Below are 19,316 nucleotides of genomic sequence, written 5' to 3'. Positions count from 1 at the left end.
GCGGGCCGGTCCCCGGTCTGGGCCACATCCTGCCTTGCCTCGTGCTGGCGATGGCCGGCATCGGCGATGCATTGCAGACATCCGACGGCTCCGGTAGGAGCGGCGTGAGCCGCGATTCTCGTGCGGTGCCGCAGCGGTGAGCGCGGCGTCAGTCGTCGATCAGTTCGCCGCCGGGCAGGAAGTTCCAGGTACGGGTCACGTGGAGAATGTCGGGATTCTCCTCGGTCCTGGGCAGCGGCGGATACGGCTCGGCGAGGCGGGCGATGCGCAGTGCCGAGGAGTCCAGCAGCGGGGTGCCGCTGCTCTTGACGATGTCCGAGCGCTCGACCGATCCGTCGCGACGGATCGCCACGCTGATCACGACCTGGCCGCCGAGCCGGCGCCGGCGCGCTTCGTCGGGATAGTTCAGATTGCCGATCCGCTCGACCCGGTCGACCCATTCGCGCAGATAGCTCGCCCAGGCGTATTCCTGGGTGCTGGCGGAGACGAACTTGCGCTTCGGGCGCTTGGCATAGCGTTCCGAGCGCAGGTGGATCTCGGCCGCCAGCCGCGCCATCGCCATGTCGCGCTCGATCTTCTCCTCGCCCGGCGGCAGCGGCAGGGTGTCGGGATCGGGGGTGTCGCGCTCGCGCGCGACGGTGGTGTCGCCGCGTGCGCTGCTGATGACACGTGCGACCGGCTCCGGCTGCGCCTGCGGCGACTGCGCGCGCAGCGGGCGCGGCGCCACTCCGGGCTGCTCCTGCGGCGCCGGACCGGTCTGGTTGTCGCGCGGGCGGGTGCTTTTGTCGTGCTCGCCGCCGCCCTGGTTGCTGGCCTGGGCGAGGAAGTCGGCCTGGGCCTGGGTCAGCGGGCTGCGGGTCTGGGTCAGGATCACGTCCAGGGTCGGCACCACCGGCGCGGCCCGCTCCAGCGCGAAGCCCACGCCCAGCAACAGCACGCCGTGGACCAGCAGCGACAGCACCAGGGTCGCGGTCAGGCGGCCGTCTTCGGAGGCTGGCGTGGAGGCGGCGAGGGAGGACATCTGCGGGGCGGCGGGACGGATTGGAAGCTCGATTGCGACAGGATAGTGCAGTGGCGGATGCCGGGGAGCGTCCGCGCGGCCCCCTAGGCGGAGGCTTGCGCGGCGGCCCTGGCTTCGATCGCGTCGAACAGCTGGCCGGCGATGTTGGTGCCGAAGGCGGCGTCGATCTCGCGGATGCAGGTCGGACTGGTGACGTTGACCTCGGTCAGGTAGTCGCCGATCACGTCCAGGCCGACGAACAGCATGCCGCGGCGCTTCATCTCCGGGCCGACCCGGGCGGCGATCCAGCGGTCGCGTTCGCTCAACGGGCGGGCCTCGCCGCGACCACCGGCGGCGAGATTGCCGCGGAACTCGTCGCCCTGCGGGATCCGGGCCAGACAGTAGTCGACCGGCTCGCCGTCGATCAGCAGGATGCGCTTGTCGCCGTCGGCGATCTCCGGCAGGTAGCGCTGGGCCATCGCCAGCCGCCTGCCTCCCTCGGTCAGGGTCTCCAGGATCACGTTGAGGTTGGGCTCGCCGGCGCGGGCGCGGAAGATCGAGCGCCCGCCCATGCCATCCAGAGGCTTGAGCACCGCCTCGCCATGCTCGGCGACGAAGGCCTTCAGGATCGCGTTGTCGCGGGTGACCACGGTCGCCGGGCAGCATTCGGGGAACAGCAGCGCGGCCAGCTTCTCGTTGTAGTCGCGCAGGCCCTGGGGGTCGTTGACGATCAGCGCGCCGGCCAGCTGGGCGATGCCGAGGATCTGGGTGTCGTGGATGTACTCGGCGTCGACCGGCGGGTCCTTGCGCATCAGCACGACCTGGCCGTGGCCGAGCTCAATATGTGATGCCTGTTCCAGTTCGAACCAGCTCGTCGCGTCCTCGCGCACGCTCAGTCCGGCCACCTGCGCGATCGGCCGGCCGTCCCGCATCGACAGTCCTCCCGGCGGTACGTACAGCAGGCGATGTCCGCGCCGCTGCGCTTCCAGCAACATGGCGAAGGTAGAGTCCTTGGCGATCTTGATGGAGCCGATGGGGTCCATCACGACGACGATGTCGAGCGGCATGGCGAGCGCTATCGTGGGGGCGTCGAAGGGATGGCGATAGTAGCAGGGGTCGGCAGCGCGGGCGCGTGCCCGAGGCGACGGCCTCACCCGCCGGCGCGACGGCAACCGACGGAAGGGTGCCGTGCGTCGAAAGTTCGCGTGAAACCAGCCTGTTTAGCATTTTCGTCGTGAACTTTGTGCTTGACAGTGGCTGTCAGGCTTGGAATAAAGGCGGGTATCGCGAGGCACCGCGAGACGCGACATAACTATCAGGTGCCCGCACATGGGGAAACCCCGGGGAAGCAGGAATGTTTGACGAGGGCCGTACCGGCAGTCTCGATGGTTTGAGGGTCATGGTGATCGACGACTCCAAGACCATCAGACGCACCGCAGAGACGTTGCTGAAACGTGAGGGCTGTGACGTGGTCACCGCCATCGATGGATTCGAAGCACTGGCGAAGATCGCCGACCAGCAGCCGCATATCATCTTCGTGGATATCATGATGCCGCGACTGGATGGGTATCAGACCTGCGCGTTGATCAAGAGCAACCAGCTGTTCAAGGGCACCCCCGTGATCATGCTGTCATCCAAGGACGGGTTGTTCGACAAGGCGCGCGGCAGGATCGTCGGTTCCGAGCAGTACCTGACCAAGCCATTCACGCGCGAGGAGCTGCTCGGCGCGATCCGCACACACGTTCACACAGAAGCACACAACGCCTGACCGGGGGGTAGGGCAACGATGGCACGCATTCTCTTGATCGAGGACTCGCCGACCGATACGGCGGTCCTGACCCAGTTGCTCGAGCGCAACGGCCACCAGGTGCTGGCATCCGACAGCGCCGAAGACGGTATCGATGTCTGCCGCCGCGAGCGCCCCGACCTGGTGCTGATGGATGTCGTGCTTCCCGGGATGAACGGTTTCCAGGCGACGCGTGCGTTGTCGCGCGACGCCGACACCAAGCACATCCCGGTGCTGATCGTCAGCACCAAGGGCATGGATACGGACAAGGCCTGGGGCCTGCGTCAGGGCGCGAAGGACTACATCGTCAAGCCGCCGCGCGAGGACGAGCTGGTCGCGCGCATCAACGACCTGCTGGGCGATTGAGGCGACAGTGACGACAGCGATGACCCCGTTCGACGTGCTGGCCGACTACGAGCGCCGCAGCCTTGCGCACGTGGTCGGCCTGCCGGAGCAGATCGACGCGCCGGGCATGTGGCGCGGCGTCGGCTACCGCATCGGCAGCCACCGTCTTGCCTCGGATTTCGACGAGGTGGTCGAGATCCTGACCCTGCCGCAGGTGACGCCCGTCCCTGGCGCGCAGCCGTGGCTGCTCGGCCTGGCCAACGTGCGCGGCAACCTGTTGCCGGTGGTCGATCTGAAACAGTTCCTGCAGGGCGAGCGGACGGTGCTGCACGAGGGGCACCGGATCCTGCTGGTCCGACAGCCCGGCGGCAACGTCGCGGTGTTGATCGACGAGTTGTATGGTCAGCGCAGCTTCGTCGAGGAGAACACGGTCGAGGCCGGAGAGGCCGAGGGCGGCGCGGAGAACGTCGCCATCGCCGGCCGCTACCAGCACTTCGTCGATCGCGCCTATCGGCTCGACGGCGTCACCTGGGGCATCTTCAGCCTCGACAGACTCACCCGCACCCCCGAATTCAGGCAGGCCGCGTCGGACATGCCGCGCGCCGAACATCTTGCCGGACCAGGCAATCGCAACGCACTTGAGGTCGAATCATGAGCAGTGACATGAATAACGCTGTAGGCAAGGTCCGCCAGTACGGCGTCAATACCTGGCTTACGGTGCTGGGTTTCGCCCTGCTGGTGTTCGGCCTCAATACCGGCTACTCGATCTACAAGGCCTCGCGCCTGGGTGGCGCCAGCACCTCGGCCTCGGACTTGCGCGTGCTCTCGCAGCAGTTGGCGGTGCAGGGACGAGCGGCGGTCGGCGGTGACCAGGCCGCGTTCGACGCGTTCAAGACCACCAAGTCGGAGATCGACGCCGACGTGTCGGAGCTGAATGCGAACTTCGGCAGCACCGACGGCGTTTCCGGGCCGATCCGCAGCGTGTCCGAGACCTGGGCGCCGCTGGGCAAGAGCGCCGACCAGCTGATCGCCAGCGAGCAGGCGGTGCTGGGCTTCGCCGGCAACGCCAACAACTTCAGCGCCAAGGTGCCGCAGCTGCAGGCCAACCTCGACGAGCTGGTCCGCGCGATGTCGTCCAGCGGCTCGCCGTCCTCGCAGGTCTACTACGCCCTGCGCCAGGTGGTGCTGTCGGGCACCATCGCCCGCCGCATCACCGAAATCCAGGCCGGCGGCAGCGGCGCGTCGATGGCCGGCGAGGCGCTGGCCCGCGACGTGCTGGTGTTCGACAACGTCCTGGCCGGTCTGCGCAACGGTGCCGAGAACCCGAACATCACCGCGCTGAGCAACTCCGGTGCGGTCGCCGCGCTCGGTCAGGTCGAGGCGCTGTGGGCGGAGATGAAGAAGGATGCCGACGCGATCCTGGCCGCCTCGCCCGACCTGTTCCAGGCCCAGACTTCGGTGACCACGATCACCGAGGGCGCCGACACCCTGCTGGAAGGCAGCGATCGCCTGTTCCAGGCGTTCACCGCGTTCGGTTCGCTGAAGGACACCAGCCTGCTCGGCAACATCTGGATCAGCATCGTCTCCGGTGCGATCGCGCTGCTGGCAATCGTCCTGCTGGTGGTCTCGCTGAACACCGCGCAGAAGCAGCGCTACCTGACCACCAAGGAACTCAACGACCGCAACCAGGAGGCGATCATGCGCCTGCTGGACGAAATGGGTTCGCTCGCGGAAGGCGATCTGACCGTGAAGGCGACCGTGACCGAGGACATGACCGGCGCGATCGCCGACTCGATCAACTTCGCGGTCGAGCAGCTGCGCAGCCTGGTGCAGACGATTACCGACACCTCGGTGCAGGTGGCCTCCAGCGCCCAGGAGACCCAGGCCACCGCGATGCACCTGGCCGAGGCCGCCGAGCACCAGGCCCAGGAGATCAACTCCGCGTCCAGCCGCATCAGCGAAATCGCGCAGAGCATCAACCAGGTCTCGCGCAACTCCGCCGAGTCCGCGGACGTGGCGCAGCGTTCGGTGCAGATCGCGACCAAGGGCGCGGGCGTGGTGCGCCAGACGATCGCCGGCATGGACAACATCCGCGACCAGATCCAGGAGACCTCGAAGCGCATCAAGCGGCTGGGCGAAAGCTCGCAGGAGATCGGCTCGATCGTTGAACTGATCAACGACATCTCCGAGCAGACCAACATCCTGGCGCTGAACGCGGCGATCCAGGCGGCGTCGGCCGGTGAGGCGGGCCGCGGCTTCGCGGTGGTGGCCGACGAAGTGCAGCGACTCGCGGAACGCGCGTCCAACGCAACCAAGCGAATCGAGACGCTGGTCCAGACAATTCAGTCCGATACCAACGAAGCTGTCAGCTCGATGGAGCAGACGACGTCCGAAGTGGTCGCGGGTGCGCGACTGGCCGAGGACGCGGGTACCGCGCTGGGCGAGATCGAAAAGGTGTCGTCGGACCTGTCCGGGCTGATCCAGGGTATCTCCAACGCGGCGCAGCAGCAGACCAGCGCGGCGTCGAACATCACCGAAACCATGAACACCATCCAGTCGATCACCGCACAGACCTCGCAGGGCGCCAGCCAGACGGCCCAGTCGATCGGAAACCTGGCCCAGCTGGCCGCCGATCTGCGTCGTTCGGTTGCAGACTTCAAGCTCCCGGCCTGACCCGGGACCGGCAGTAGGATGAGCGAGCCGAGCATGTTCGATTCACGGACGCAGACATTGCAGAGGTTGCGCCCCCGCGCAGGAGCGGAGGGGCGGGCATGACCGTGATGAGCGATGCGATCGATACCACCACGCTTGGTTGGATCAAGCCCGAGCTCGACCAGACCCTGAGTCAGGCGCGCGAGGAGATCGAGGCCTTTGCCGAGAACCAGGCCGACACCTCGCGGATGCGCAGCTGCGCCGCCCACCTGCATCAGGTGCACGGCACCCTGAGGATGGTCGAGCTGTACGCCCCGGCGATGGTCGCCGAGGAGATGGAGCGCCTGTCCCTGGCGCTGCTGCACGGCGAGATCGACAACCGCGACGAGGCCTGCGCCGTGCTGATGCGCGGCGCCGTGCAGCTGCCGGATTATCTGGAGCGCCTGCAGGGCGGCCATCGCGACATTCCGATCGTGCTGCTGCCGCTGCTCAACGAGCTGCGTGCGACCCGCGGCGAGGTGGGCTTGAACGAGAGCGTGCTGTTCGCGCCCAATCTCGACCGGCCGCTGCCCGACAGCCTGCCGATGCCGGTGTCCGGTACGGTCAGCGAGGCCGAATCGGCGTCGCACCTGGGCGCATTCCGCCAGGTGCTGTCCAACTGGCCGGAGAATGGCAGTCCCGCCGATCCGGCGGCCCTGGTCGCGGCGATCGACGGACTGTTGTCCGACGTCACCGTCGAACGCCTGCGGCGGATGCTGTGGGTCGCCCATTCGGTGGCCTGCGCGATCCGCGACGGCGCCCAGGAACCGACCCGCGCCCTGCGCCAGGCCTTTGGCGGCGTCGAGCGCGAAGCCCGGCAGATGCTCGAGGGCGACGATTTCAGCGGTCCCCGCAGCACGCCCGCGGCGGAACCGACCCGGCAGCTGCTCTACCACGTCGCCCACAGTTCGGCGGTTCATCCCGGACTGGACGGGCTGCGCAAGACCTTCGACCTCGACGCCCAGCTGCCCAGCGAATCGGAGCTCGAACATGCCCGCGGCAGCCTGAGCGGACGCAATCGCGAGCTGCTCGATACCGTGTCGGCGGCGATCAAGGAGGACCTGCTGCGGGTCAAGGACGCGCTCGACCTGTACCTGCGCACCAACCAGAACGACGTGTCCGACCTCGCTCCGCAGGTCGACGTGCTGACCAGCGTCGCCGATACCCTCGGCATGATGGGGCTGGGGATGGCGCGCAACGTCGTGGTCCAGCACCGCGACACGCTGCGCCAGGTCGTTGCCGGCGAGCGCGCGGCCGACGAGGGCGTGCTGCTCGACGTCGCCGGCGCGCTGCTGTACGTGGACGCGACCCTCGACGACCAGGTCTCGCGGTTGGGCCACGTCGACGAGAAGGTCGCCGAGGACAGCCTGCTCGCCAGCGAGTCGCGACGCGTGCTCGACGTGGTCGTGCGCGAGGCGATCGCCAATTTCAGCGACGCCAGGCAGTCGTTCGTCGCCTTCGTGGAGACCAACTGGAGCCACGACGAGCTGGTCGAAGTACCGCGCCTGCTGGATGAGGTCAGCGGCGCGATGCGGATGCTGGAACTGCCGCTGCCCAGCGAATACCTGATCGGGCTGCGGCGCTACACCGAGGCCGAGCTGCTCGGCAAGCGGCGGGTCCCCAGCGGTCCGCAGCTCGACACCATGGCCGACACCCTGGCCAGCCTGGAGTACTACCTGGAGGCGGTGCGCGAGCAACGCCCCAACCGCGACCGGATACTCGACATCGCCCGCCAGAGCCTGGAGGCGCTGGGCTACTGGCCGGTTCCGGACGGTGCCGACCATGTCGCCGCCGGCGACGTGCCCGGTGCCGTCGGCATCGACGAGGAGACCCGCCAGGCGGTGTCGCAGGCGCTGGCCGGGGTCATGTCGCAGGACATCGTCTCCGGACCGGCGGCGACGCCGAAGCCGGTGGCCACGTCGTCGTTGGCGACGCCCGAGCCGACCGCCAGCACCGCACCGGCGGCGCAGGGGCCGATCAGCGGCGCCGAGGGCGGCTTCGAGCAGAACGAGGACATCGACGACGAGATTCGCGAGGTCTTCCTCGAAGAGCTGGTCGAGGAGATGGCGAATCTCGGTGCGCTGCTGCCGGTCTGGCAGGAAGAGCCCGACAACATGGAGCGCCTGCGCCCGATCCGGCGCGTGTTCCATACCCTCAAGGGCAGCGGACGACTGGTCGGCGCGCGCGCGCTGGGCGAGTTCAGCTGGAAGATCGAGAGCATGCTCAACCGCGTGCTCGACGCCGATCATGGCCGCAAGGCGAGCCCGGCGGTGGTGGCGATCGTCCAGCAGGCATTCGAGACGCTGCCGCAGTTGCGGGCGGCGCTGGAGGGCTCGGCCGGCGTCACCGCCGATCTCGACGCCATGGCCGAGGTCGCCGACCGCATTGCCGCGGGCGAGGAAGCGTTCTATACCGCGCCGGTGGTGGCCGATGTCCAGCAGCCGGAGGCCGAGGCGCCTCCGGCAGCCGAGTCTGCGGGCGATTCGTCCACGGTCGACGAGCCCGTCGTCGACGAGCCCGTGGCGCAGGATCAGGCCAGCAGCGGGGAGGCCGATGCCGACGTGCCGGCGCAGGCGCCGCCCGAGGGCGTGCCGGCCTCGGTCGACGCGGTGTTGCTGGAGATCCTCGATGCCGAGGTCACCGGCCACCTGTCGACCATCGAAACCTGGATCGAGAGCGCGCAGGCCGCGCCGCAGCCGGCCAACGATGCCCTGCAACGCGCGATCCACACGCTCAACGGCGCGTTCGCGATGACCGAAGTGCCGGTGATCACCGAGATCACCGGTCCCGCCGAAGGTTATGTCAAGCGCCTGCTCGCGCAGGGCGGGGGTGTCGGCGCCGAGGGCGTCGCGGCGCTCTCGGCGGTTGCCGACGCGATCCGCAGCACCCTGGCCGCGTTGAAGACGCCTTCGCCGCGCGTGCCGGTGTTCGAGGGGCTGTCGGCTCGCGTCGCCGCGTTGCGCGACGCGCTTCCGAATGTCCAGGCCGCACCGCCGGAGCTGGTCGAGCCGGGTCCCGCCGCCGGTACAACCGGTACCGCGAACGAGGTCGAGCTGGACTCGCTGGACCTCAGCGGGTTCGCCGATCGCGCCGAGGATGCGATTCCGCAGAACCTGCTGCGGCCGAGCGCGGCCGTGGAGCAGGAGCTGGCCGAGGCCGCCCGTATCGAAGCCGAGCGGCAGGAAACCGAGCGGCAGTCGGCCGAGCGCCTGGAGATCGAGCGTCTGCGGGCCGAGCGCGCGACCATCGAGCAGGCCGAGGCCGAACGCGTCGAAGCCGAACGTCGGGCTGCCGAGCGTGTCGAGTCCGAGCGGCTCGAAGCCGAGCGCCTTGAGGCAGAGCGCCTCGAAGTCGAGCGCGCTGAAACCGAGCGAGCCGAAGCCGAACGCGCCGAGGCGGCCCGTATCGAGGCCGAGCGCATCGAAGCCGAGCGTGCCGAGGCGGCCCGTCTCGAAGCCGAGCGCGCCGAAGCGGCCCGTCTCGAAGCCGAGCGTGCCGAAGCCGAGCGCGCCGAAGCGGCCCGTCTCGAAGCCGAGCGTGCCGAAGCCGAGCGCGCCGAAGCGGCCCGTCTCGAAGCCGAGCGCGCGGAAGCCGAGCGTGCCGAAGCGGCCCGTGTCGAAGCCGAGCGCATCGAAGCCGAACGTGTTGAGGCGGCCCGTCTCGAGGCAGAGCGTCTCGAAGCCGAGCGCGCGGAAGCCAGGCGCCGCGAGGCCGAGGAGGCCGCCGAGTACGCGCGCCTGGAAGCCGAGTATGCCGAGCAGGCCCGGCAGGCGGTCGCGGCGGCAAGCGTCCCCGAGCCTGCGCCGGCGGCGACCCACGCGATGCTGGCCGCATTGGCGGTGGAGTCGGATCCGGACCAGCCGCTCGATGTCAGCGAGCTGGACATCGAGCTCGTCGACATCTTCGTCGAGGAAGGCGGCGATCTGCTCGATCACTCCGATGGTCTGCTCGCGCGCCTGCGCGAGGCGACCGACGATCGCGATGCGCTGATCGGCCTGCAGCGCGACCTGCACACGCTCAAGGGCGGTGCGCGCATGGCCGGCATCATGGCCGTGGGCGAACTGGGCCACGTGATGGAGTCGCTGCTGGAGGCGGTGGCCGAACAGCGGCAGGCGCTGGGTCGCGATGGCGTGCCGCTGCTGGAGCAGGGCTTCGACCGTCTGCACGCGATGATTACCCGGGTCGGCGAACGCCAGTCGATCGCGATGCCGGAGGCGATGATCGCCGAGTTCGAGGCGCGCGCCCGCGGCACCACCACCCTGGTCGCGACCGATGCGGAGCCGATCGCGACCGAAGCCGGAGCCGAGAGTTCGACCGTTGCCGCGAGCGAGCCGGCGCAGCCGCTGCGTCCGCTGTCGGCTCCGATCAGCGAGGATGTGCTCGGCGACGACGACGAGATCACTGCCCGCGCTCCGCAGGAGCAGGTCCGGATCCGTGCCGACCTGCTCGATCGCCTGGTCAACTACGCCGGCGAGGTCGCGATCTACCGTGCCCGTCTGGAACAGCAGCTGGGCGCGTTCCGCGGCGCGATTGCCGAAATGGCGCAGACCAACACCCGTATGCGCGATCAGTTGCGCCGCCTCGAGATCGAGACCGAGGCGCAGATCGTCGCGCGCTACCAGCGCGAGGCGGACAGCGCCGAGCAGGCATTCGATCCGCTCGAGCTGGACCGCTTCTCGACCCTCCAGCAGCTGTCGCGCGCGTTGTCCGAGTCGGCCAACGACCAGGGCAGCCTGCAGCAGACCCTGGACGATCTGACCCGCCAGTACGAGACCCTGCTGCTGCAACAGTCGCGGGTCAGCTCGGAACTGCAGGAAGGCCTCATGCGCACGCGCATGGTGCCGATCGACTCGATGCTGCCGCGCCTGCGCCGGGTGGTCCGTCAGGCCTCCGGCGAGCTGGGCAAGCAGGTCCAGTTGAAGCTGGAAGGCTCGCAGGGCGAACTCGATCGCAACGTGCTCGAACGCATGACCGCGCCGCTGGAGCACATGCTCCGCAACGCGGTCGCGCATGGCCTGGAGGCTCCGGCCGAGCGCAAGCAGGCCGGCAAGTCCGAGGAAGGCAGCATCCGTATCGCGGTGCGCCGCGAGGGCTCGGAAGTCGTGCTGGTGGTCGGCGACGACGGCCGCGGCCTGGATCGCGATGCGATCCGCAAGCGCGGCGTCGAGCGCGGCCTGGTCGGCGAGAACGCCGTGCTCGCCGACAGCGAGCTGGACATGCTGATCCTCGAGCCGGGCTTCTCGACCGCCAACGAGGTCAGCCGCCTGGCCGGCCGCGGCGTCGGCATGGACGTGGTCGCCAGCGAGGTCCATCAGCTCGGCGGCAGCCTCGACATCCATTCGGTGCCGGGCAAGGGCGTCACCTTCACCCTGCGCCTGCCGCAGACGCTGGCGGTCACCCAGGCGGTGTTCGTCAAGGTCGGCGAGACCTCGTTCGCGGTGCCGATCGCTTCGGTGCAGGGCGTGGGTCGCGTTGCCCGCGATGTGCTGGAAAGCGAGTCGCCGAGCTACGAGTACGGCGGCGAGGACTACGCCGTGCACGACCTCGGCGAGCTGATCGGACACGGTCCGGCCAAGGCCGAGGGCCACCTGCAGATGCCGGTGTTGCTGATCCGTTCCGGCGACCTGCGCGCGGCGGTCTGCGTCGACCAGGTCATCGGCAACCGCGAGATCGTGGTGAAGACGGTCGGTCCGCAGGTCGCCTCGGTGCCCGGCATCTTCGGCGCGACCATCATGGGCGACGGCCGCGTGGTGGTGATCCTCGACGTGGCGCCGCTGGTGCGTCGCCGCAACGCCTTGCCGCGCGATGTCGCGATCGAACCGCCGCAGGTGGCGGAGACGCGGCGGGTGCCGCTGGTGATGGTGGTCGACGATTCGGTCACCATGCGCAAGGTCACCGGTCGCGTGCTCGAGCGCCAGGGCTTCGAGGTCGCCACCGCCAAGGACGGTGTCGACGCGCTGGAGCGGATGGCCGAGATGGTGCCGGACCTGATGCTGCTCGACATCGAGATGCCGCGCATGGACGGCTATGAGCTGGCCACGCAGATGAAGGGCGAAGCGCGCCTGCGCGACGTGCCGATCGTGATGATCACCTCGCGTACCGGCGAGAAGCACCGCCAGCGCGCGATGGAGATCGGCGTCAACCGCTACCTGGGCAAGCCCTATCAGGAGGCGGAGCTGTTGCGGAACGTATACGAACTGCTGGGCATCGAGCAGAAGAATGACTGAGCCCGTACGCCGCGTAGCCCTGCTCGTGCGCCACCCCGCAGCCGGCGAACGGCTGCGGAGCCTGCTGGCCGAGGCCGGCATCGAGAGCGTGTTGCAGGGCGATCCGACCCAGATCGCGGTCGAGTCGCTGACCCAGGCCAGTCCGGAAGTGGTGCTCGTCGCACTGGACCCGGACATCGAGGACGCGCTGGAGCGTTTCGAATCGGTGCTCGGCAATCCGGGTATCGACGTCATCTACGAAGAGGCCGAGCTTGCCGCCGCGCGTGAGGGCTGGGAGGCGGCGCGCTGGAAGCGCCATCTGCTGGCCAAGTTGCAGGGCCACGATCGGGTGCTGCCGCCGCGCCCCGACGGCGCCCACGACGAGCCCGCGTTGCGCCTGAGCAGCGTGCCGGAGGTCAGCGACGAGGATTACGCGGCGTTCGATCCCGTCGCCGGTGCCGTCGACGGTTTCGACGTGCCGGAACCGGAGCGTTCGTCGCCGGCGCCCGTAGGTGCCGCCGACCCGGCCGCTCCCGCGATTGAAGCCGGCCCGGTCGAAAGCAGCACGCTTGAAACCACCAAGGTCGAAACCACCGCATTCAACGTCGAAACCACCGCATTCGAGGCGGCTCCGTTCGAAACCGCCGCGTCGCCTGAAGTGCCGCCGCCGCCGCCGATCGAAGCGGCCGCGGACGAGGCCGGCCCGGCGCGTCCGCAGGCCGGCTACGCTTTCGACCCGGTGAACGCCGAGGATGCCGCCGATGCGGGCAGCCCGGACGAAGCGACGTCGGGCTTCGAGATCAGCTTCGATGCCAGCGCCGTCGAGTCCGACGACAACGGCGATCTGGAGTTCAGCGAAAACGACAGTGAAAGCGGTGGCTTCGATATCGTCTTCGATGACGGTGCGCAGAGCGGAACGGCGCCGAAGGCGCCCGCTGAGCCGAGCTTCGGCCTCGACGAGCATCTGCGCAGTCTGTCGCTGGAACCGCAGCAGGAAAGCGACGCGGCGGCGGGCAGCGAGACCATCGACACGACGGCAGCTGCGGCGGAACAATCCGCCGCGGAGGCGCCTGCCGCTGCCGTTCCGGTGTCCGCTTCGACCTTCGGCGAGCTGACCCTCGACGACGGCAACGGCAGTTACGCCCCGGCCGATGCGCGCGCCGACGACGAGCGCTTCGGCCGCGATCTCGCGGACCTGGACCAGCGCATCGCGTCGCTGGAGCTGGTCGAGGACCATGTCGACGCGCGCCTGCCCGGTGCGGTGCTGGTGCTGGCCGGAATCGGCGGCCCGGACGCGGTGCGTCAGTTGCTTGGTGCGCTGCCGGTCGATTTCCCGCGCCCGGTGCTGGTGCAGCAGCGGCTCGACGGCGGCCGTTACGATCGTCTGGTCGCGCAGATGCAGCGGGCGACGACCCTGCCGGTGCACCTGGCCGAGCCGGGACGCATGGCGATGGCCGGCTTCGTCTACGTGCTGCCCGCGGGGCTCGGCATCGAGACCGCCGCCGACGGAATGCGCTTCGTCGGCGAAGGCCAGATTCTGCCGGCGCTGCCGTCGGCAGACAGCGCCGTGCTGCTGCTCAGTGGCAGCGATCCGGCCGATGTCGACGCCGTGCTCAAGCACCGAGTGGGAGGGGCGCTGGTGGCCGGACAATCGGCCGAGGGCTGTTACGACCCGGCCGCGCCCGAGCAGCTGGCCGCCCGCGGAGGCGACCTCGCGGCGCCGACCGACCTTGCACAACGCCTGGCCGAGCGCTGGCCCGGTTAAGACCGTATCGCCGAGGAAGCAGTAATGTCCGATTCCCGTTCCAACCCGGTCGCGGCGCCGGCCAATGACATTCGCGGCGTGCTGATCCAGGTGGCCCGGGCGAGGTTGTTGCTGCCCAACGCGACCATCGCCGAGGTGCTGTCCTATGCGCCGCCGGAGCCGTTGGCCGACGCGCCGGACTGGTTGCTCGGACGCATCCGCTGGCATGGCTGGAAGGTGCCGCTGGTGGGGTTCTCGGCCCTGGCCGGCATCGCCGGCGAGCAGCCGGGCCTGGGCAGCAAGGTGGTGGTACTGAAGGCGCTGGGCGGCAATCCGCGCGCGCCGTACTTCGCGATCGTGGCGCAGGGCTTCCCGCGTCTGGTGACGGTCAGCCGCGCCGGCCTGGGTGTCGAGGCCGACCAGGAAGGCCTGCCCGACGGCGTCCAGGCACGCGTGCTGCACAACGACGAGCCGGCCCTGCTGCCGGACCTGGCCTTCGTCGAGGCGCGGATCGTCGAGGCGCTGTCCCGCCAGGCCGCCTGAGCCGGCGGCAACGGGCACCTGGCCGCGTTGGCGACCGCTCCGCCCGCGCCGATGCCGCGACTGGCTTCGGTCGACGCGCTGCGCGGGCTCACCGTCGCGGCGATGCTGCTGGTCAACAATCCCGGTGACTGGGGCCATGTCTACGCGCCGTTGCTGCATGCCCACTGGCACGGCTTCACCGCGACCGACCTGATCTTTCCGCTGTTCCTGTTCATCGTCGGTGTCTCGTTGAGCCTGGCGCTCGGGCGCCAGCTGGACAAGGGTGTCGCGTCCGCCGACCTGTTGCCGCCGGTGGCGGCGCGCGCCGCGCGCATCGTCGGGCTGGGCCTGTTGCTGCATCTATGCGCGTGGTGGGCGTTCGACCTCGAGCACTACCGGGTGATGGGCGTGCTGCAACGGATCGGCCTGTGCTACCTGGCGGCGGCCGCGGTCGCGCTGTGGTTGCCGGCGCGATCGCAGTGGGTCTTGCTGCTGGCGCTGCTGGCCGGCTACGCCGGACTGCTGGGGTGGGGCGGCTCGCTGGCGCCGCTGGACAACATCGCCAGCCGCATCGACACCGCCGTGCTGGGCGTGCACCTCTACGAGTACGAGGCAATCGGCGGCCGCGGCCACGATCCCGAGGGTCTGGTCAGCACGCTGGGAGCGTTGGCGACGACCCTGCTGGGCCTGCGCGCCGGCGACTGGCTGCGGCTCGGTCATGCGAAGCGGCTGCCGCTTGCGGCGATCGTATTGCTGGCGGCGGGCGCGGCCTGGGCCACGTGGCTGCCGTTGAACAAGAACCTGTGGACGCCGTCCTACGTGTTGTGGTCCGGAGGGCTGGCCTGCGCGTTGCTGGCGTTGTGCCACTGGCGGGTCGATGTGCGCGGCGGCCCGCCGCTGGGCCGCGCGTTCGGCGTCAACGCGATCGCCGCCTATGCCGGTTCGGCGTTCATGCTGTACGGACTGGTCGCGGCAGGCTGGCTGGAACCGCTGTACCGGCACGGCTTCGCCGACTGGATGACGCCACGCTTCGGACCGTACCTGCCATCGCTGGCCTACGCGCTGGTCTTCGTCGCGTTGTGGTGGGGCGTGGTGCGCTGGCTGGATGCCCGTCGGATCTACTTCAAGGTCTGAGCGGGCAAGGTCTGAGCGGGCAAGGTCTGAGCGGGCAAGGTCTGAGCGGGCAAGGTCTGGCAGGGCAAGGTCTGGCAGGGCGAGGTCTGGCGGGGCAAGGTCAGCGCGGAGCGCTCAGCGGAAGTCGCCGAAGCGCGCCTGCAGCGCGGCGATCGCGGCCAGGCCGGCGGTCTCGGTGCGCAGGATCCGCGGGCCCAGTCGCAGGCCGTCGAAGCCGGCCGCCTGCAACTGCTCGCGGTCGCGTGGCGACCAGCCGCCCTCCGGACCGACCGCCAGCACCACGGTCGACGCCGCCGGCGGCGCGAGCCTGGGCAGGGCGGCGTCGCCTTCGGGGTCGAGGGTCAGCCGCAGGCCGCCGTCGGGCAACGCCGCCAACGCCTGATCCAGGGGCGCGGCCACCGCGACCGGCGGTACCCGTGTCCGACCGCTCTGCTCGCAGGCCGAGGCGACCACGCTGCGCCAGTGGGCCAAGCGCTTCTCGGCGCGCGCGCCGTCGAGCCTGACCTCGCTGCGCTGCGACCACAGCGGCACCACCGCGGCGACGCCGAGTTCGGTCGCCTTCTGCAGGATCAGGTCCATCTTCTCGCCGCGGGCGACGCCCTGCAGCAGCACGATCGACAACGGCGACTCGCGGTCGACCGCGGTGGCGGCTCCGACCGCGACCCGCAGCTCGCGCTTGCCGGCGGCGACGATTCGGGCGTCGTAGTCGTTGCCGTCGCCGTTGAACAGCACGCAGGCATCGCCGACGCCGAGCCGCAGCACCCGCACCAGGTGCGCCGCCGCGCCTTCCGGCAGCGCCAGTTCCTGCCCCGGCGCGAGCGCGGCGTCGACATGGACGCGGGTCAGCCTCATTGTCCGGCCCCGTCGATGGCGGCGTCGATCGCGGCGACGGTGGTGGCGGCGAGCAGCTCCAGCGCCTCCTCGTCGATGCAGTAAGGCGGCATCCAGTACAGCACGTCGCCAAGCGGGCGCAGCAGCACGCCGTCGCTGGCGCCGCCGTTGGCCAGGGCCGCGCGGTAGGCGTGCAGGCCGATCCGCCGCGCCGGCTCGAACGGCGTGGCCTTGTCGCCGTTGCGGGTCAGCTCGAACGCGACCACCATTCCGGCCTGGCGCACGTCGGCGACGTGGCGGTGCTCGCGCAGCGGCGCCGCCAGCGCGGCCATGCGCTCGGCGGTCGCGCGGTTGCGGACAATCACCCGGTCCTGCTCGAAGATCGACAGGGTCGCCAGCGCGGCGGCGCAGGCCAGCGGGTTGCCGGTGTAGCTGTGCGAGTGCAGGAAGGCCTTTTCGCGGGATTCGTCGAGGAAGCCCTCGTAGACGGAGTCGGTGGTCAGTACTGCCGCCAGCGGCAGCGAGCCGCCGGTCAGGCCCTTGGACAGGCACAGGAAGTCCGGCGCGATCCCGGCCTGCTCGCAGGCGAACATGGTGCCGGTGCGGCCGAAGCCCGCCGCGATCTCGTCGGCGATCAGGAACACGCCGTGAGCGTCGCACAGCTCGCGCGCCAGCTTCAGATACAAGGGGTCGTGCATGCGCATGCCGCCGGCGCATTGCAGACGCGGTTCCAGGATCAGCGCGCAGACCTCGCCGGCATGGCGCTCGAGCAGTTCGCGCAGTGCATCGGCGGCACGGCGGGCGCGGTCGGCGGCGGTCTCGCCCGGTTCGCACAGGTAGGCGTCGGGGGAGGGCGCGAACAGCGCCTCGGCCAGCAGCGGTGCGTACACCCGGCGGTACAGCGGGATGTCGCCGACCGCCAGCGCGCCCAGGGTCTCGCCGTGATAGCCGCCCTCCAGCGCGATGAACCGGGTCCTGCCCTCGATGCCGCGGTTGCGGAACCAGTGGAAGGCCATCTTCAGCGCCACCTCGACCCCGGCCGAGCCGTTGTCGGCGTAGAACACCTTCGACAGCGGCGCGCGCTTGCCCTCGCGCGGCGCGATCGCCAGCAGCCGCTCGGCCAGCTCGACCGCCGGTGCGTGCGAGCAGCCGGCCAGGATCACGTGTTCCAGCGTCGACGCCTGCTCGGCGATGGCGGCGGCGATGCGCGGCTCGGCATGTCCGAAGATGTTGGTCCACCAACTGCTGATCGCGTCCAGGTAACGGCGGCCATCGCGCCCGATCAGCCAGGGGCCCTGCCCGCGCGCGATCGGCAGCAGCGGCATCAGGCCGTCCTCGCCGGTGTCGTTGCCGCCGTGCAGGTGCTCGCGCATCTGCGTGCAGGGGTGCCAGAGCACGGCGAGGTCGCGCTGGCGCCATCGACGGGCGGTTTCGACGCCGGCCTCTGCTAGCATCGCGGAATCGTGATCGTTCTTGTCCATTCCGCCATTATCGTGCCTGTCGCCCCGTTTTCCCGAATCGCGCCCGACCGTCGCGGCCGCACCGCCGGTGCGACGCCGTGAGCCGCCGTCTGCCGACCATCCATGGCATCACCGAGCACGATGCCGGTCCGTACCGTCTCGAACGGCTGGACCTGGAGTTCAGCAACGGCGAGCGGCGCCGCTACGAACGCCTGCACGGGCGCGGCCATGGCGCGGTGGTGGTGGTGCCGATGCTGGACGCGGAGACCGTGCTGCTGGTCCGCGAGTACGCCGCCGGCGTCCACCGCTACGAGCTGGGCCTGGTCAAGGGCCGCATCGACGCCGGCGAGACGCCGTTGCAGGCGGCCGACCGCGAGCTGAAGGAAGAGGCCGGCTACGGTGCCCGTTCGCTGACCGTGCTGAGGGCGTTGACCCTGGCGCCGACCTACATGAGCCATGAGGCGCATCTGGTGGTCGCCCGCGACCTGTACCCCGAGCGCCTGCCCGGCGACGAGCCGGAGGAGCTGGAGGTGGTGCCGTGGAAGCTCGATGCGCTGCACGAGCTGATCCTGCGCGAGGACTTCTCGGAAGGACGCTCGATCGCGGCGCTGTTCATCGCCCGCGAGTGGCTGCGGATGCAGGCGGCATGACGCCGCACTCGACGCCCCGGTCCACGTCAACACCCGACATCTGGAAGGAGATCCGAGTCCGATGATTCCCAATGAGCTGCGCGAGCAGGTGATCCGGCTGGCCTATCGCGCCGCCGAGGCGATCCTGGAGGTCTACGACAGCGAATTCGCGGTCCAGCACAAGGACGACCGTTCGCCGCTGACCGCCGCCGACCTGGCCGCGCACCGCTGCATCGTCGCCGGCCTGGCCGAGCTGACCCCGGATATCCCGGTGTTGTCGGAAGAGTCCGCCGATGAAGTGCCGCTGGAGCGCCGGCGCGGCTGGCCGCGACTGTGGGTGGTGGACCCGCTCGACGGTACCCGCGAGTTCGTCAAGCGCAATGGCGAGTTCACCGTCAACATCGCCCTGGTCGAGGATGGCGTTCCGGTGTTCGGAGTGGTGCAGGCACCGGTGACCGCGGTGGCCTGGCACGGCGGCCTCGAGCTGGGCGCGTTCCGCCGCGAGCACGGCGCCGATGTCGCGCTGCAGACGCGTCGGCCGGCCTCGCCGCCGCTCAAGGTCGCCGCCAGCCGCTCCCATCGCGACGAACACACCGAGGCCTTCATTGCGCGGATGGGCGAGGTCGAGCCGATCGGGCTGGGGTCCTCGCTGAAGTTCTGCCGGATCGCCGAGGGCGGCATGGACGTCTATCCCCGCTTCGGACCGACCAGCGAATGGGATACCGCGGCCGGCCAGTGCGTGCTGGAGGGCGCCGGCGGCGTCGTGCTCGATCCGCAGGGGCGGCCGTTCCGCTACAACCAGCGCGACACCCTGCTCAACGGCCGCTTCATCGCCCTGGGCGATCCGCGGCTGCCCTGGCGCGATTGGGCCGGCGAGGGCGCCTAGCGCGCCGGCCGGCATCCGCCGTCCGCGCACGCATCGCCATCGACGGCGGACGCGCTCCCGGAGTGAAACATGGCTGAAGCGA

14 protein-coding genes and 2 pseudogenes are annotated in these 19,316 nt (G+C 69.9%); 11 read left to right on the top strand and 5 right to left on the bottom strand.

Features of this window, described 5'->3' with window-relative positions; all coding sequences use genetic code 11:
* Positions 1-148: 148 nt before the first annotated feature.
* Complete coding sequence (locus C9I47_RS13540) at positions 149-1,021, bottom strand: energy transducer TonB (protein ID WP_111267218.1); 873 nt, start codon at positions 1,019-1,021, stop codon at positions 149-151.
* A gap of 83 nt (positions 1,022-1,104) precedes the next feature.
* Complete coding sequence (gene gshB, locus C9I47_RS13535) at positions 1,105-2,067, bottom strand: glutathione synthase (RefSeq protein WP_111267217.1); 963 nt, start codon at positions 2,065-2,067, stop codon at positions 1,105-1,107.
* 287 nt (positions 2,068-2,354) lie between these two features.
* On the opposite strand from gshB, the gene C9I47_RS13530 reads away from it, so the two are divergent.
* The 5 genes and pseudogenes from C9I47_RS13530 to C9I47_RS18290 all read left to right on the top strand — a co-directional run.
* Complete coding sequence (locus C9I47_RS13530; protein WP_111267216.1) at positions 2,355-2,768, top strand: response regulator; 414 nt, start codon at positions 2,355-2,357, stop codon at positions 2,766-2,768.
* Between the two features lie 18 nt (positions 2,769-2,786).
* Positions 2,787-3,152, top strand: coding sequence for a response regulator (locus tag C9I47_RS13525; RefSeq protein ID WP_111267215.1), 366 nt, complete (start codon positions 2,787-2,789; stop codon positions 3,150-3,152).
* 19 nt (positions 3,153-3,171) lie between these two features.
* Positions 3,172-3,720, top strand: a pseudogene (locus C9I47_RS13520) (chemotaxis protein CheW); the annotation flags it as partial.
* A gap of 74 nt (positions 3,721-3,794) precedes the next feature.
* Positions 3,795-5,804, top strand: a complete 2,010-nt coding sequence (locus C9I47_RS13515) for a methyl-accepting chemotaxis protein (RefSeq protein ID WP_223250140.1) — start codon at positions 3,795-3,797, stop codon at positions 5,802-5,804.
* A 98-nt stretch (positions 5,805-5,902) separates the two neighbouring features.
* A pseudogene (locus tag C9I47_RS18290) lies at positions 5,903-8,116 on the top strand (Hpt domain-containing protein); the annotation flags it as partial.
* A gap of 775 nt (positions 8,117-8,891) precedes the next feature.
* Here the strand turns inward: C9I47_RS18290 and C9I47_RS18285 are convergent.
* On the bottom strand, positions 8,892-9,656 hold the full coding sequence (locus tag C9I47_RS18285) for a pentapeptide repeat-containing protein (protein WP_223250381.1): 765 nt from the start codon (positions 9,654-9,656) through the stop codon (positions 8,892-8,894).
* Between C9I47_RS18285 and C9I47_RS18280 the strand changes: the two genes are divergently transcribed.
* From C9I47_RS18280 to C9I47_RS13495, 4 genes are read left to right on the top strand one after another with little or no spacing between them, the layout of a single operon-like run.
* Positions 9,644-12,049, top strand: a complete 2,406-nt coding sequence (locus tag C9I47_RS18280) for a response regulator (protein ID WP_223250380.1) — start codon at positions 9,644-9,646, stop codon at positions 12,047-12,049. The genes C9I47_RS18285 and C9I47_RS18280 overlap by 13 nt on opposite strands.
* Positions 12,042-13,793: a chemotaxis protein CheB gene (locus tag C9I47_RS13505; RefSeq protein ID WP_111267211.1), complete on the top strand. Its 1,752-nt coding sequence runs from the start codon at positions 12,042-12,044 to the stop codon at positions 13,791-13,793. The genes C9I47_RS18280 and C9I47_RS13505 overlap by 8 nt, the downstream gene beginning before the upstream one ends.
* 24 nt (positions 13,794-13,817) lie before the next feature.
* Entirely contained in the window at positions 13,818-14,315 is a 498-nt protein-coding gene (locus C9I47_RS13500; protein WP_111267210.1) for a chemotaxis protein CheW, read from the top strand.
* A 51-nt stretch (positions 14,316-14,366) separates the two neighbouring features.
* Positions 14,367-15,428 (top strand): acyltransferase family protein, encoded by a 1,062-nt coding sequence (locus C9I47_RS13495; RefSeq protein ID WP_111267209.1) that lies wholly within the window; start codon positions 14,367-14,369, stop codon positions 15,426-15,428.
* A 114-nt stretch (positions 15,429-15,542) separates the two neighbouring features.
* Here C9I47_RS13495 and C9I47_RS13490 read toward each other — a convergent pair whose 3' ends face one another.
* Together C9I47_RS13490 and bioA are read right to left on the bottom strand one after the other, a co-directional pair.
* Entirely contained in the window at positions 15,543-16,280 is a 738-nt protein-coding gene (locus C9I47_RS13490; RefSeq protein ID WP_111267208.1) for a 16S rRNA (uracil(1498)-N(3))-methyltransferase, read from the bottom strand.
* Positions 16,277-17,740, bottom strand: a complete 1,464-nt coding sequence (bioA, locus tag C9I47_RS13485) for an adenosylmethionine--8-amino-7-oxononanoate transaminase (protein ID WP_111267207.1) — start codon at positions 17,738-17,740, stop codon at positions 16,277-16,279. Before bioA ends, C9I47_RS13490 begins: the two co-directional genes overlap by 4 nt.
* Before the next feature lie 77 nt (positions 17,741-17,817).
* Between bioA and nudE the strand changes: the two genes are divergently transcribed.
* Together nudE and cysQ are read left to right on the top strand one after the other, a co-directional pair.
* Positions 17,818-18,369: an ADP compounds hydrolase NudE gene (gene nudE, locus C9I47_RS13480; RefSeq protein ID WP_111267206.1), complete on the top strand. Its 552-nt coding sequence runs from the start codon at positions 17,818-17,820 to the stop codon at positions 18,367-18,369.
* A gap of 61 nt (positions 18,370-18,430) precedes the next feature.
* The gene (gene cysQ, locus C9I47_RS13475) at positions 18,431-19,234 is read left to right on the top strand and encodes a 3'(2'),5'-bisphosphate nucleotidase CysQ (RefSeq protein ID WP_111267205.1); all 804 of its coding nucleotides are present in this window, start codon (positions 18,431-18,433) and stop codon (positions 19,232-19,234) included.
* The last annotated feature ends 82 nt before the right edge of the window (positions 19,235-19,316 follow it).

This window comes from Marilutibacter maris (genome assembly GCF_003233695.1).
GTDB lineage: Bacteria > Pseudomonadota > Gammaproteobacteria > Xanthomonadales > Xanthomonadaceae > Marilutibacter > Marilutibacter maris.
The sequence above is the reverse complement of the archived record's forward strand: the minus strand, read 5'-3'. Positions and strand labels throughout refer to the sequence as shown.